The sequence below is a fragment of the Promicromonospora sp. NPDC057488 genome (assembly GCF_042802395.1).
Lineage (GTDB): Bacteria > Actinomycetota > Actinomycetes > Actinomycetales > Cellulomonadaceae > Promicromonospora.
In genome coordinates this window covers 1-14,139 of sequence record NZ_JBHVEG010000019.1, presented here as the reverse complement: position 1 = coordinate 14,139, position 14,139 = coordinate 1, and the positions used below count along the sequence as shown (strand labels likewise).

The following is a 14,139-nucleotide window of genomic DNA, read 5'->3' as shown; positions in this document are numbered from 1 at the left end:
GGCCGGTCCACCCTGTTCGCCGACAGCGGTGCTCGCCGTCAGCCGCGCCTCCCGTCGGCCCCGGGCCGCCGTCAGCCCTGCGCGGTGCGGTGGCAGACCTCCGCCCACGGCGTCGGGGTGATGCCGAAGCGGGCGCGGGCGTCGGCGTCGGCCAGCACGTAAGGCCGCTCCCACTGGTAGATGATCTCGCGCATCTCCCGCATGAAGGGGACGGCCAGGGCCGCGGCGGCCAGCCCGGCGCCGCGCAGGGCAGAGATGTGCACGGGCGGGCGGCCGGCGCTCGCGAGCACGTCGCCCAGGGCCTGCGCCTGCGTGACGGGCGGGTTGCTCGGCACGTGCCAGACGCGGCCGTGCGCGCCAGGGTCCTCGGCGGCGGCCACCAGCGTGCGAGCGGCGTCGGCGACGTCGGTGAAGGTGTGGGGCTGGTCGGTGCGGCCCATCATCAGCACCCGCTTGCCGAGCAGCGCGTCCGGCACCACGCGCGAGACGTGGCCGTTGCCGCCCACGCCCCGGCCCATGTAGTCGGAACCCCGGATCTCGACGGCCCGCACACGCCCGGCCTCGTGCGCGGCCCGGGCGTCGGCCCACATCCGGGCGCGGAGCCGGCCCTTGTGGTCCGTCGCGGCGTCGGGCAGGTCCTCCGAGATCGGCACGTCGACCGGGCCGTACGGGTACAGGGTGCCGGTGATCGCGTAGACGGCGCCCGAGCGCTCCGCGGCGGACAGCAGGGACGCGGCGAGCGGCGGCCACACGCGCTCCCACTGGGTGTAGTCGGCCGGGTTGGCGCAGTTGTAGAGGTAGTCGGTCCCCTCGGCCGCGCGGGCCAGGGCGTCGGCGTCGGAGGCGTCGAGGGCGAGGTGCTCCACGCCGTCGATCCCGGTGCTGCGGCCCGAGCGGCTCACGACAGTGACCTGTGACCCGCGCTCGGCCAGGTGGGCGGCGACATGGCGGCCGATGGGCCCGGCGCCGACGATGAGGTGACGGTCAGACATGATCGATGCTCCAATCCGAGAGCGGTGCTCTCAACTCGTGGCGCAAGCGTGACACGAGCGGGTGCGCCTTGGCAAGAGCGGTGCTCTCGGTTGTGTGCAGTGATCTGCCATGCGAACCTGGGCGGCATGAGTCCGGCCCGCACCGCCCGCGCCCTCGCCCGCGAGACGATCACCCGCGAGATCCTCGACTCGGCCCGCGCACGGCTGACCACCGACGGCGCCGCGGCGCTCTCCCTGCGCGCCGTCGCGCGGGACGTCGAGATGGTGTCCTCGGCCGTGTACCGGTACTTCCCGAGCCGGGACGCCCTGCTGACCGCCCTGCTCATCGAGTCGTACGACGAGCTCGGCGCCGCCGCCGAGGCGGCCGACGCGGCGGTCGCCGACCGGGCGGACACCGGCGCCCGCTGGCTGGCCGCCTTCCGCGCCGTGCGCACCTGGTGCGTGGCGCACCCCGGGGAGTTCGGGCTGCTGTACGGCACCCCCGTGCCCGGTTACGCCGCACCGCGGGACACGGTGGTCCCCGCCGTCCGGGTCGTCACCGTGCTCGCCCGGATCGTCGGGGACGCCTACGCGGCAGGGGCGCGGCCGGCGGCCGCGCCGGGTCCAGGGGCCCCGGGGGCGGGTGCGCCCGTGACGGTCGCGCCCGCGCTCGCCTTCATCGCGGACCACGAGCTGTGGTCGGGCACCGACCTGGCGGACGACGCCGTGGCCGAGGCGGTGCGGCGCACGATCATGGCGTGGACCACGCTGTTCGGCCTGATCTCCTTCGAGCTGTTCGGGCACCAGGTCGGCTCGGTCGCGGACCCCGGGGCCTGGCTCGACGAGGTGGCGCTCCGGCTCGCCGCCGACCTCGGGATCGGGGCCTGAGGCCCGCGAACAGGCGGCCAGGGCACGCCACGTGGGCGAAGTGTCGTCAATGCATGCGACGCGGCAGGCATCCGCCCGGTAACCTTGTGCAACGAGTCCGGAGAGAGCGCGTCAGCCGCAGCACCCCGGGCCCCCATGAGCAGTTTCGCGAGCAGTACCGACAAGCACAGAAGAAGGTCGCAGTGCCCACCGGCAAGGTCAAGTGGTTCGACACCGACAAAGGCTTCGGCTTCATCGCCAACGAGGACGGCGGCGAGGTGTTCCTGCACGCCTCCGCGCTGCCGGACGGCGTGGTGCCCAAGCCGGGTGCGCGTGTGGACTTCGGGGTGGCCGACGGCCGCCGCGGTCCGCAGGCGCTCGCGGTCAAGGTGCTCGACGCCGCGCCGTCGGTCGCCAAGGCGAAGCGGAAGCCCGCCGACGACATGGCTGTCATCGTCGGTGATCTGACGCAGATGCTGGACCGGGTGGCAAATGACCTGCGCAAGGGGCGTTATCCGAAGAACCCGGAGACGCTAGCCAAGATGCTGCGCAAGGTCGCAGACGACTTCGACGCCTGAAACCCACGAGGTCCCGAGGAACATGGTGACGATCACCGCGCCCGCCGCTCGAACGCCCTTCCGGCGGCTCACCGCACGCTCCAGCCGAGACGCCGTCCTGAACGGTGCCGCCGAGCTCGCGCGCGCCGCCGCACAGGAGGTCGCCGAGCGACCCGAGGACGTCGGGGAGCACCTCGGCACCCTCTTCGAGGACGAGCGGGTGGTCTCGCACCGCTTCGCCGCGACCATGCGGGGCTACCGCGGCTGGCACTGGACGGTCACGGTGACGCGCGTGCCGCGCGGCCGGACCGCCACGATCAGCGAGGTCGAGCTGCTGCCCGGCGACGAGGCGATCCTCGCCCCCGCCTGGCTCCCGTGGTCCGAGCGGCTGCGCCCGGGCGACGTCGGCCCGGGGGACGTGCTGCCCTTCCGCGCCGACGACCCGCGGCTCGAGCCCGGCTACACCGCCACCGGCGACCCCGAGGTCGACGAGGTGGCGATCGAGGAGCTCGCCCTCGCCCGCGCCCGCGTGCTGTCCCCGCGGGGCCGTGACGAGGCGGCCGAGCGCTGGTACCGCGGCTCGCGCGGACCGACGTCCGCGGGCGCCGTCGCCGCGGCGGCCGAGTGCACGGACTGCGCGTTCCTCATCCCGCTGTCCGGCCCGATGGGCCAGCTCTTCGGTGTCTGCGCCAACGAGTGGTCGCCCGACGACGGCAAGGTCGTCTCGCTCGACCACGGCTGCGGCGCCCACTCGGAGACCGACGTCGAGGCCCACCCGACCGACTGGCCGGCGCCGGCCCCGCTGATCGACGAGAACGAGGTCGAGCAGGTGCCCGTGGCCTCCGACGCACCGGCGGGCAGCGGGGACGAACCCTCCGCGTGACCCACGACCCCTTCGGCACCGGCGCGCTACGACGCGCGGTGACCGAGGCGTGGCGTGCGTCCCCGACGCGCTTTCGCGAGGACGCGAACTCCGAGGAGGACCACGCGCGCGGCTGGTACCGCGACCGGGTGGTGGTGGAGCTCGCGCAGAATGCGGCCGATGCCGCGGCGCGTGCCGGGGTGCCGGGCCGGCTGACGCTGACCCTGGAGCCGCGCCCGGACACGGGTGACGTAGGCGCGACGGGCGACGCGGGCGGGACGGCCGGCGCGGCCGGCGTCGAGCCCGGGTGGTGGCTCGTCGCCACGAACACCGGCGCCCCGCTCGACGCCGACGGGGTGGCCTCGCTGGCCGCCCTGCGTGCCTCCGCGAAGTCCGGCGGGGACGGCGGCACGGGAGCCGGGTCGTCCCACGGCGTCGTGGGCCGGTTCGGGGTGGGGTTCGCCGCGGTCCGGTCGGTGTCGGACGAGATCCAGGTGCGGTCCCGCGCGGGCGGCGTGCGCTTCTCGCTCGCGGACACCCGCGCGGAGCTGGGGCTGGCGCCCGCGCCGGCGCCCGGCGCGGACGAGATCGGTCCCTTGCCTCGAGATCGGTCCGACAATGGACCGGTCTCAGCGCAACCGACCGATCTCGCGCTCGGGGAGCGGCTGGCCGGGGTCGCCGGCGCGCGTGGGGGCGCGCTGCCCGTGCTGCGGCTTCCCTTTCCGGCGGCGGCGACGACGCCGGACGAACCGGACACCGTGGTCGAGCTCCGGCTGCGCGACGCCGGGGCGGTGGCCGCCGTCCGCGCCCAGCTCGCCGCCGTCGACGACGGGCTGCTGCTCGCGCTGCCGGCCCTCGACGAGCTGGTGATCGAGGACGACTTCGCAGGTCAGCCGGGTTCTGGACCCGCCGACGCGGCGCCCCGGGCGAATCCGCGGGTGCTGCGCGACGTCGGGACGCGCTGGCGGGTGCACCGAGCGTCCGGAACCCTGGAGCCGGACGACTCGCTGCCGTCCGAGGCGCGCCGCGCGGACTGGTCGGTGCTCTGGGCGCTGCCCGCGGCGGGGAGCCGCACGGCGGCTGGGCCGACGCTGCACGCGCCCACCCCGACGGACGTGCGGCTCTCGTTCCCCGCGCTCCTGATCGCCTCGTTCCCGGTCGATCCCGGCCGCCGGGGCGTGCTGCCGGGGCCGACGTCGGACCGGGTCGCCGCCGAGGCAGGCCGCGCGTACGCCGCTTTCCTGGGCGAGCTCGGGTCCGGCCACCCGGGCGACGGCACGGGCGGGCTCGACGTGCTCGGGCTGGTCCCCACCGGGCTCCCGGCGGGCGACGTGGACGCCGCGGTCCGCGCGGCGGCCGACGTCGCGCTGCGGGACGTACCCCTGCTGCGGCTCGCCGCGGCCGGGCAGCCGGGGGAGCCGGACGGGGCCGTCGACGACGGCGGGGACGTGCCGCTCGTGGCCCCGCGGGACGCGGCGTTCGTCGTGGGGCCGCTCGGCGAGGACCCGGCGCTCGCCCGCGCGCTCGCTCCCGGCGCACCCAGGGCGCTGGTCACCGTCCCCGGGCGGCACCAGGCCCTCGCGCGCTCGCTCGGCGCGGACCCGCTGGACCTCGCCGACCTCGTCGAGGCCCTCCCGCCCGAACCGGGGGTCGTGCACGCGGCGCTCGACGCCCTGGCCGCGCACGCCGCGGAACCCGCGGTCCTGGAGGCGGTCGCCGGGGCCCCGCTGCCGCTCGCGGACGGCCGCGTGACCCGTGGGCCCCGGGGGACCGTGCTGCTGGACGCCCCGCGGCTCGCCGGTTTCGCCCGTGCGCTCGGCGTCCGGGTGGTCCACCCTGACGCCGCCCACCCCGTCCTGGAACGGGCCGGTGCCACGCCGACCACCCCGCGCGGGCTGCTCGCGGACGCCGGGGTCCGGTCCGCCGCCCTCGCCGCGGCCGAGGACGTGCTCGACGACGGCGACCCGGCTCCCGACGAGACCGTCTCGGCGGTGCTCGAGCTCGTGCGGCTCGCGGTCGCCGAGTCCGGTCCGGAGGACCTCCCGTTCTGGCTGGGGGAGCTGCCCGTCACGGCGGACGGCGGCGTGGTCCCGCTGCGCGAGGCCGTGCTGCCCGGCACCTGGGCGGCCGGGCACCTCGACCTCGTCCAGGTGCCCGACGACGTCGTCGCGCGCTGGGGCGCCGACACCCTCGCCGCGGCCGGGGCCCGCGCCGACCTGGGCGTCTACCGGGTGGCCGACGTCGTCGCGCCCGACGAGGACGACGAGGCCGACTACGGTCCCGACGACCCCGCCGGCTGGCTCTCCGACTGGGACGACTACCTGGACCACCTGGCCGACGAGCTCGGCGCGGGCGCGTGGATCGGCGACGTTCCGGCCGTGCCCGACCTCGACGCCCTGTTCGACCTCGACGCCCTGCCCGACGGCGCGCAGACCGGAGACGACCCGCTCGCCGCCGTGCTGGCCCGCATCGCCGCCGACCCCGATCTGCGCCGCGCGCTGCTCACACCCGTGCGCTCGCCGGACGCCCCGGACCGGCAGGCGCTGTCGTACACGGCGTGGTTCCTGCGCCGCCGGCTCGGGGCGCCGTTCGCGCTCGGGGACACGCCGTTGCTCCCGCCCGCGCCGCCCGCGACGGCTGGCCTGGACGACGACCTCCTGGCCGTCCTCGGCGGCCTGCACGACCTGGCTGACCTGCCCGGACGCGACTGGGCGGCGGTGCTGGACCGGCTGCCCGACGCCGGCTCCGGGCCGGCCGGACGGCTGCCCGTCGTCGTCGCCCGCGCCGTCTGGTCGGGCCTGGCCGCGCTCGCCCGGGCGGGCGGGCCCGGCATCGCGCCCGGCCGGCTGCCCGCGCTCGGTCCGGGCGGCGTCACGGTGGAGAGCACGGACGACCTCGCGGTGGCCGCGTCGCCGCGGTGGGCTCAGCTCGGTCCGGTGGTCCCCGCGTCGCCCGACGTCGCCGGGGCCCTGGCCGAGCTGCTCGACCTCCCGCTGGAGGACGCGTCCGACCTCGCCCCGGACGAGCCCGGTCGGCCGGTCGAGCTGGACGCCAGGGTCCGCGCCGTCGTCCCGCACGCCCCGGACACGTGGCGCAGCCACGAGATCCTCACCGTGGAGGGCCGACCCGTCGCGTGGTGGGTGTCGGCCGGGGAGGTGCCGCACGCCGTCTCGCCCGGGGGCCTCGCGCGGGCGCTGGCCGAGCTGACCGGGGCGGACCCCCTCCTGCTGGAGGCGGTGCTCCGGGATCCGGACCGGGCCGAGGCGCTGAGCGCCGAGCGGGCCTGGGACACCGGGCGGGACTGAGCGCCGGAGCGTTACCGGTGGCGGCGGGCCCAGACGAGACCCAGCCCGCCGAGCACCATGCCCGTGCCGCAGATGGCGACGTTCTCGACGGTGCCTCGCCCGGTCACGAGCAGCACGACCCCGACCACGAGCCCGAGCGCGAACAGCCCGATTCCCGCGCCGAACACGCGGTAGAGATCGGCGTGCGGGGCCGGCGGGCTGGGGCGTCGCTCCTCGGGGTGGGCCAGCAGGGAGCGGATCGTTGGCACCTTGTCAGTGTACGGACAAGGGCTCGTCAAGCCCGTCGTAGCCGGGCGCCGCGCGGGTGAATTCCGGCACGCCGGACCGGCGGCGGGACCATGGCCGGCGGCACGATCCGCGCGATCCGCCGCGCGGGAGACTCGGAGACCTTCCGGTGCACGTACGGGTACAGGGCGCGCAGCCGGTCGAACTCGGCGCGCGTCACGGCGTCGTCGTGCTCGGGGAGGGCGTCGAGGGCGGCCCAGGTGTCGTCCGCCAGCGCGCGCAGGGGCGCCGGTACCGGCATCTCGTCCCACGTGACCTCGACGCGGTGCAGCGTGTGGTCGATGAACGCGTCCACCCGCTCGACGGCGCTCGTGTCGTACGGGTCGACCATCGGCAGGTCGAGAGCGGTCGCGGCGTCGAACACCGGACCGTCCCAGTCGTGGATCAGGTCCCAGTAGCGCACGAAGGCGCGCGGCGTGGCCCGCGTGGCGAGCTCGGTGCCGAGCATCAGGTTGATCCAGCCGGCCAGCCGGTCCACCAGGGCGTCCCCGTCGTCGGTCACCCTGCTGCCCACCACCTCCGTGGGCGGGCGCAGCACCGTGACGCACGACGCCGCGGCGCCGGTCGCGGCGGCCGCCGCCTGCCAGTGCTCCAGGAACCAGAGCAGCCGCGGGTCCGTGATCACCAGGTCGCCGTGCTCCGCCGTCCGGGCGGCGAGCCAGGCCCGGATCTCGCCGGCCGCGTCCGCCTCGGCGCCCGCCCGGTCCACGAGGTGCCAGGCGAGGGGCCGGGGGTCGGCCGGGTCCACGTCGGCCGCGTGCAGCAGGGCCTCGTGGAAGTCCACGACCCACTGCGGCTCGGAGGGGCCGCGGGGGTCCGGGGCGTCCGGTGAGACCTCCGGACGCGGCACCGTGAGGCCGAACTGCCGCAGCGCGCCGGCGAGCGTGCTGGTGCCGCTGTTGCCGGGGCCGGTGACGTAGACGACGCGAGGACCGGCCGTCATCGGGCGCCCGCCGTCGGGCCGAGGGGCGCGGGCCTGACGGCCGCCGGGGCCCACGGGACCGCGCGGTCCAGCACGTCCAGGTCGTAGCCGTGGGCGCGGATCCGCTCGCCGAGATGCTCGCTGACCACGCTCCGGTAGCGGGGCAGCAGGGCCACGTCGGTGACGTCGCGGACCAGGTCGCCCCGGGGCGTGCCGCGCCGCGAGCCGATGTGCGCGAGGTGGTGCCGCACGCGGCCGGCGAGGTGCCCGCGGCCGCCGGTCTCCCACAGTTCGGCGTAGCGGCTGCTGCGGTCGGTGCCCATGGCGCCGGCACCGGCGCCGTCGGCCAGGTCGAGGTCCAGGAACCGCGCGAGGCGGTCGAGCTCGCGCACGGGCTCGCGCATCAGGTGCTCGTACCGCAGCACGAGCAGGTTCTCGATGTGCAGCGCGTCCTGCGCGAAGACGTCGTGCGCGTGGACCCAGTGTTCGACGAGCCGGGGAAAGCCGTAGGTGAACCGTCCGTGCGTGCGGGTGGCCCACTTGCGCACGGCCAGCGCCTGCACCACGGGGTGCCGGGTGACGACCACGAACCGCGCCTTCGGGAAGAGCTCCTGGAGGTAGCGCGTCTTGGTCAGGTTGGGCGCGGACTTCTCGACGAGCACCGCGCGGCCGAGGTCCCAGTAGGGCGACCAGCTCTGCCAGATCCGCTCGCGGGCGTCGGGGGTGCGGCGCGCGTCCTCCTCGGTGAGGTGCGCCTGCGGATGAAAGGACCATTGGGATGTATTACCCAGGGCGCCCGGATAGGCGTCCTGAATGTTTTGTCCCTCGTCCATGGAGGTACCTGTTCCGGTCAGTCCGGAGGCGTCGGGGCTCGACCCGATGATGCGGGCCACGAGCGCGGTGCCGCTGCGGTGCAGGCCGCCGATGAAGACGAGTCGATGGTCGTTCCAGGGCGCGCCACTCGTGCTCGTTCCGGACATGTGGGGGTACCTCAGCTGCTCGGCAAAAGGGGTCGCTGGTGCCCCGCAAAAATATGCGATGAATGTACCGCGTGCGACCCGAATCGTCCGATGGCCGTAATTCGCGGACGGGTTTCTTTGTGCGGAGTTCGGACTATTCGCGTCGTTCATGACGTCGAGTGCCGAATCCCACTGCGTATAGATAAGACTTTTCAGGCATTCCATACCATCACGCTTGCCGGTATTGTCCCGACTTGTGTCCCCAGCACCCGGTACGACGTCGTCCGCGGCCACGCCTCTGCGCACCTCGCGCGGGGCACTCGCCCGTGGGGGTGCCGGGCCCGCACGGGCGTCGCTCGCACGGGGCGTGCTGGCCGCGGCGGTGTGCGCGAGCCTGACGGGATGCGCCGCGATCCTCGCCCCCGGCGCCGAGCCCCGGCCCGCGCCGGGTGCCGCGCCCGGGGTGGTCAGCGTGGCAATACCTGTCGAGCGGGCGCCGTCCGCCGGCCCCACCTCGGTGGGGGCGATACAGGGCGAGCGCAACCAGGAGGCCGCCACCGTCGACGTGCAGCCGGCGCCCAGCGGCTCGGCGTCGCGGGGCAAGGACCGGGAGCCGCTGCCGGGCGAGGGCGCCGGGGCGGGTGACGGGTCCGGGGCCGGCGGCGGCACGGGTGCGGGCTCCGGCGGTGGCACGGCTGGCGGTGGGGCCGCGCCCGACCTGACCGACTCCGTGCAGTACGCGCAGGCGCTTGAGGAGGCGGTGAACGGGCACCGGACCGCGAACGGCCTGGCCGCCCTGGCGCACGACGACTGCGCGTACGACGTCGCGCTCGCACGCGCGCAGGCGCTAGTCGGCAAGGACCTGGCGCACGCGCCGCTCGGCCCGATCTTCGACGCCTGCCCCACCACGGCCGTGGCGGAGAACCTGGCCAAGGGCGGCTGGACGCCGGCCGAGGCCGCCCAGGGCTGGATGGACTCCGAGGGGCACCGCGCCAACATCCTGAACGGCGGCCTGACCCGCGGCGCGATCGCCTGCGTGCCCGACGGCGGCGACCCCGCCGCACCGGTCATGATCTGCGCGCACGTGTTCCTGGCATGAGAACCTGCGGCGTGCCCCGACACCCGATCCGCCTCGCCGTCACCCTCGTGGCCGCCGGCGCGCTGCTCACCGCCTGCACGACCCTGCCCGGGAGGGGCGGCACCCCGATGCTGACGGCGACGCCCCAGGCCACCTGGACCGCGCCCGGCGGCATCGACCTGACCGACCCGGACCAGTACGCCGCCACGCTGGAGGACGGCGTGAACGCCGCCCGGGTCCAGATCGGCCTGGACCCGCTGGAGCACGAGCCGTGCCTCGAGCCCGTCGCCGTGGAGCGGGCAGCGGCGCTGATCGGTGCGCCCGAGCTGACCCACGCGCCGCTGCCGCCCGTGCGGGACGAGTGCCCGGGCGGGCTCGTGGCCGAGAACCTCAGCCGCAGCGTGGACCCGCCGCAGACCGTGGTGCAGGCCTGGATCGACTCCCCGACGCACCTCGAGAACCTCGCCAGCGGGGAGCTGCGGCGGGGCGCGATCGGCTGCGTTGCCGACGGCGGCACCGCGGACCGGCCGAGGCTGGTCTGCTCCCACATGTTCCTCGACTGACGAGTCGTCCGGAGGACGGCAGACACTCTCCCCAGAGCCTCCTCGATACCGGGGCATCCTGGCCCGTCGCGGCCGTTATGGTGTGACGCGCGCAAGAGCACCCGCCCGGAACGACCGCAGGAGAAAAATTGGCGCAGGCGACGACCACCGCCGTCGACCGACCTTCCGACCCGGCCCGGGAGACCGGCGGGGCGGACCAGGCCACCGCCGCCTCCGGCACCGGTCACGCGTTCCGCACCGACATCAACGGGCTGCGCGCGGTCGCCGTGCTCGCCGTCGTCGTCTACCACGCGGGGATCGCGATCCCCGGCGGGTTCACCGGCGTCGACGTCTTCTACGTGATCTCCGGGTACCTCATCAGCTCGCTGCTGCTGCGCGAGGTGGACCGCAGCGGGCGCGTCGACCTCGTCGAGTTCTGGACCCGCCGCATGCGACGGCTCGTGCCCGCGCTCGCGCTGGTCGTCACCGTCACGCTGGGTGCCTGCCTGCTGATCCTGTCGCCGCTGCTCTGGGGCCGCCTCGCGTGGCACGCAGCGTCCGCGATGCTGTTCGTCTCCAACCTGCTCTTCCCGTACCAGGGGCAGGACTACTTCTCCGACTCCGTCACGCCGAGCCCCTTCCTGCACACCTGGTCGCTCGGCATCGAGGAGCAGTTCTACATCTTCTGGCCGCTGCTGATCCTGCTGGCCGTCGCCGTGGCCCGGCGCACCCGGGTCCCGTCCCGCCGCATGCTGCAGCTCCTGTTCGCCGGCACCTTCGTGGTGTCGCTGGCGACGTCGGTATGGCTCACGGCGACCGCGCCCGACTGGGCGTTCTACGTGCTGCCCACCCGCGCGTGGGAGTTCGCGGGCGCCGCCCTCGTCGCGACCCTGCCGTGGAACCGGCTCGCCGAGCGCTCCCGGCTGCGGCCGGACCTGCTGCGGGCGCTCCTGGGCACGGCCGGGTTCGTGCTGCTCGCGCTCTCGTTCGCGCTCGTGCACGAGACCGACCCGTTCCCCGGCACCGTGGCCCTGCTGCCCGTCGGCGGAGCGCTGCTGGTGCTCGCGGCGGGCAGCGTCGCGGCCCCCGGCACCTGGGTGGACCGCGTGCTCGACCTGCCGGTGCTGCAGCGGCTCGGCGACGTCTCCTACTCCTGGTACCTCTGGCACTGGCCGTTCGTGGTGCTCACCACGGCCGTGGTGCAGAACGACGCGATCTGGATCAAGGTGCTCGCCTCGATCGCCGCCCTCGGCGCCGCGTTCGCCACCTACCGCTGGGTCGAGAACCCGATCCGGTTCAGCGGCGCCATGCGGTCGTGGCGCCGCACCACCGCGGTGACCCTGGTGATCGGGCTCGGCGTGGGCGCCCTCACCGTCGGCACCCGGGTCGCGACCGCCGTCGTCCTGGAGCGCGAGCCGTACGCCTCCGCCGTCGCGACCCGCGCCGAGCCCGTGTCCTACGGGTGCACCGACCACACCGAGACGACGTCGGGCACCGACGTCTGCCTGCTCGGCGACGTCACCGCGACCACCACCGTGCTGCTGCTCGGCGACTCGCACACCATGCACTGGATCCCCGCGTTCGACGCCGCCGCGACCGACGCCGGCCTGCGCCTCGCCGTCCGCTGGCGGCACGGCTGCCCCGCCGCCAAGGTCAAGGTGGAGCAGCCCGGCGACCGCGGCCCGTGCGGGCCCTTCCAGGCCGAGTCCGTGCACGTCGTCGACGAGCTGCGGCCCGACGCCGTGGTGGTCGGCCAGGCGCAGATCTACGGCAACCGCATGCAGCACGCCGACGGCACCCGGATGACCGAGGACGAGGCGAACGAGACCTGGACCAGCGCCAACGACGCCCTGTTCGCACACCTCACCGAGGTGACCCCCGCCGTCGTGATGATCAAGGACAACCCGCAGCTCGACGTCGACCCGCAGGAGTGCCTCACCCGGCCCTGGCCCGGGCTCGGCGACTGCAGCATGTCGCGCGCCGACGCGGACGACTCCAACGGTGAACTTCCCCGTATCAGCGCCGAAATATCAGCGAAGTACGGTGTCTCCACCTGGGACGGCGTCTGGTCGCAGACCTGCGACACACAGACCTGTCGCGTCGGTGATGTCAGTCACCCCGTCTACCGTGACTTCCACCACCTCAGCGCCGAATACGTGCTGACCCAGGTGCGCTCCGTGGAGAAGATGCTCCAGACTGCGGTGCGCGGCATGTAGCCGGGCAACACCAGGTAACGAAGGGGAACATCCGACCATGGTTCAGGACCAGGCCCAGAGGCTGGGCGCCGTCGACCGGTTCTTCAGGATCAGCGAACGCGGGTCGACGGTGTGGACGGAGGTGCGCGGCGGCCTCGTCACCTTCTTCACGATGAGCTACATCGTGGTGCTCAACCCCCTCATCCTCGGGAGCGTCCCCGACGGCACCGGGCAGTTCCTCGGCGGCGGGGACGGCCGCGGCGACATCGAGGCGATCGCCGCGGCGACCGCCCTGGTGGCCGGCGTCATGTCGATCCTGATGGGCGTGGTCGCGAACTTCCCGCTGGCGCTCGCTGCGGGGCTCGGCCTGAACGCCGTCGTCGCGTTCTCCGTGGCGGCACTGCCCGGCATGACCTGGGCCGACGCCATGGGCATCGTCGTGCTGGAGGGCCTCGTCATCCTGATCCTGGTGGTCACCGGGTTCCGGGAGGCCGTCTTCAAGGCGGTGCCCCGCGAGCTCAAGATCGCGATCAGCGTGGGCATCGGCCTGTTCATCACGTTCATCGGCGTGTACGACGCCGGCTTCGTGCGCATCCCCGCCTCCCTCGCCACGCCCACCGAGCTCGGCATGGGCGGCTCGCTCGGCGCCTGGCCGCTGTTCGTCTTCGCGTTCGGTGTGCTGCTGGCCGCCATCCTGATGGTGCGCAAGGTGCGCGGCGGCATCCTCATCGCGATCGTCGCCTCGACGGTGCTCGCGGTGGTCATCGAGGCCGTCGGCCAGATCGGCAAGCGAGCCGACGACAACCCGGGCGGCTGGTCGCTCAACGTGCCCGCGCTGCCCGACTCCGTCGTGGCGCTGCCGGACTTCTCGCTGATCGGCCAGTTCTCGCTGTTCGGCTCGTTCGAGAAGATCGGCCCGATCGCCGTCATCCTGCTGGTGTTCACGCTGCTCATCGCCGACTTCTTCGACACGATGGGCACCATGGTCGCGATCGGCGGCGAGGCCGGGCTGCTCGACGAGAAGGGCAACCCGCCGCGGACCACCCGGATCCTGATCGTCGACTCGCTCGCCGCCGTCGGCGGTGGCGCGGGCTCGGTCTCCTCCAACACGGCGTACGTCGAGTCGGCGTCCGGCGTGGGCGACGGCGCCCGCACGGGCCTCGCGGCCGTGACGACCGGTGTCGCGTTCCTGCTCGCCACGTTCCTCGCGCCGCTCGTGAAGATGGTGCCGCACGAGGCCGCGACCCCGGCGCTCGTGATCGTCGGCTTCCTCATGGTGGTCCAGGTGACCGGCATCGACTGGAAGAACCTCGAGGTCGCCATCCCGGCGTTCCTGACCATGGTGCTGATGCCGTTCGCGTACTCGATCACCGTCGGCATCGGTGCGGGCGTCATCTCGTACGTGCTGCTCAAGGTCGCGGTCGGCAAGGTCCGCAAGGTGCACCCGCTGCTGTGGGTCGCGGCGGTGCTGTTCCTCGTCTACTTCCTGATGGGCCCGATCCGCGCGGCGGTAGGCATCTAGCACCGGCGCGCGCCGGCCGCCGAAAAGTGCGCTTCTACCCAGCCATTGGGCCCGAAATCAGCGTGATTCCGGGC

At 74.5% G+C, this 14,139-nt stretch carries 12 protein-coding genes; 8 read left to right on the top strand and 4 right to left on the bottom strand.

Annotated features, from left to right (window positions below; genetic code table 11):
- Positions 1-71 precede the first annotated feature (71 nt).
- Complete coding sequence (locus tag ACFU5G_RS06125) at positions 72-992, bottom strand: NAD-dependent epimerase/dehydratase family protein (RefSeq protein WP_377241813.1); 921 nt, start codon at positions 990-992, stop codon at positions 72-74.
- A gap of 126 nt (positions 993-1,118) precedes the next feature.
- Between ACFU5G_RS06125 and ACFU5G_RS06120 the strand changes: the two genes are divergently transcribed.
- From ACFU5G_RS06120 to ACFU5G_RS06105, 4 genes are all read left to right on the top strand, one after another.
- Positions 1,119-1,859, top strand: coding sequence for a TetR/AcrR family transcriptional regulator (locus tag ACFU5G_RS06120; RefSeq protein WP_377241811.1), 741 nt, complete (start codon positions 1,119-1,121; stop codon positions 1,857-1,859).
- 182 nt (positions 1,860-2,041) lie between these two features.
- Positions 2,042-2,416, top strand: a complete 375-nt coding sequence (locus tag ACFU5G_RS06115; RefSeq protein WP_020017259.1) for a cold-shock protein — start codon at positions 2,042-2,044, stop codon at positions 2,414-2,416.
- A gap of 22 nt (positions 2,417-2,438) precedes the next feature.
- A complete protein-coding gene (locus ACFU5G_RS06110; RefSeq protein ID WP_377241808.1) occupies positions 2,439-3,278 on the top strand; it encodes a DUF3027 domain-containing protein in 840 nt (279 codons plus the stop codon).
- On the top strand, positions 3,275-6,562 hold the full coding sequence (locus ACFU5G_RS06105; protein WP_377241806.1) for a sacsin N-terminal ATP-binding-like domain-containing protein: 3,288 nt from the start codon (positions 3,275-3,277) through the stop codon (positions 6,560-6,562). The genes ACFU5G_RS06110 and ACFU5G_RS06105 overlap by 4 nt, the downstream gene beginning before the upstream one ends.
- Positions 6,563-6,573: 11 nt before the next feature.
- Here ACFU5G_RS06105 and ACFU5G_RS06100 read toward each other — a convergent pair whose 3' ends face one another.
- The 3 genes from ACFU5G_RS06100 to ACFU5G_RS06090 are packed head-to-tail and all read right to left on the bottom strand — an operon-like array spanning position 6,574 to position 8,749.
- Positions 6,574-6,810, bottom strand: coding sequence for a DUF2530 domain-containing protein (locus ACFU5G_RS06100; RefSeq protein WP_377241804.1), 237 nt, complete (start codon positions 6,808-6,810; stop codon positions 6,574-6,576).
- 26 nt (positions 6,811-6,836) lie between these two features.
- Complete coding sequence (locus tag ACFU5G_RS06095; protein ID WP_377241802.1) at positions 6,837-7,790, bottom strand: hypothetical protein; 954 nt, start codon at positions 7,788-7,790, stop codon at positions 6,837-6,839.
- Positions 7,787-8,749 (bottom strand): sulfotransferase family protein, encoded by a 963-nt coding sequence (locus ACFU5G_RS06090; protein ID WP_377241800.1) that lies wholly within the window; start codon positions 8,747-8,749, stop codon positions 7,787-7,789. The genes ACFU5G_RS06095 and ACFU5G_RS06090 overlap by 4 nt, the downstream gene beginning before the upstream one ends.
- A 235-nt stretch (positions 8,750-8,984) precedes the next feature.
- Here ACFU5G_RS06090 and ACFU5G_RS06085 point away from each other — a divergent pair, with 235 nt between their 5' ends.
- The 4 genes from ACFU5G_RS06085 to ACFU5G_RS06070 all read left to right on the top strand — a co-directional run bounded on the left by ACFU5G_RS06085 (position 8,985) and on the right by ACFU5G_RS06070 (position 14,065).
- Positions 8,985-9,827: a CAP domain-containing protein gene (locus ACFU5G_RS06085; RefSeq protein WP_377241798.1), complete on the top strand. Its 843-nt coding sequence runs from the start codon at positions 8,985-8,987 to the stop codon at positions 9,825-9,827.
- An 11-nt stretch (positions 9,828-9,838) separates the two neighbouring features.
- Positions 9,839-10,369, top strand: a complete 531-nt coding sequence (locus ACFU5G_RS06080; RefSeq protein WP_377241796.1) for a CAP domain-containing protein — start codon at positions 9,839-9,841, stop codon at positions 10,367-10,369.
- Positions 10,370-10,497: 128 nt separating this feature from the next.
- Complete coding sequence (locus ACFU5G_RS06075; protein ID WP_377241794.1) at positions 10,498-12,564, top strand: acyltransferase family protein; 2,067 nt, start codon at positions 10,498-10,500, stop codon at positions 12,562-12,564.
- A gap of 37 nt (positions 12,565-12,601) precedes the next feature.
- Positions 12,602-14,065 carry an NCS2 family permease gene (locus ACFU5G_RS06070; RefSeq protein ID WP_377241792.1) on the top strand — a complete coding sequence of 488 codons (1,464 nt, stop codon included), beginning with the start codon at positions 12,602-12,604 and terminating at the stop codon, positions 14,063-14,065.
- The last annotated feature ends 74 nt before the right edge of the window (positions 14,066-14,139 follow it).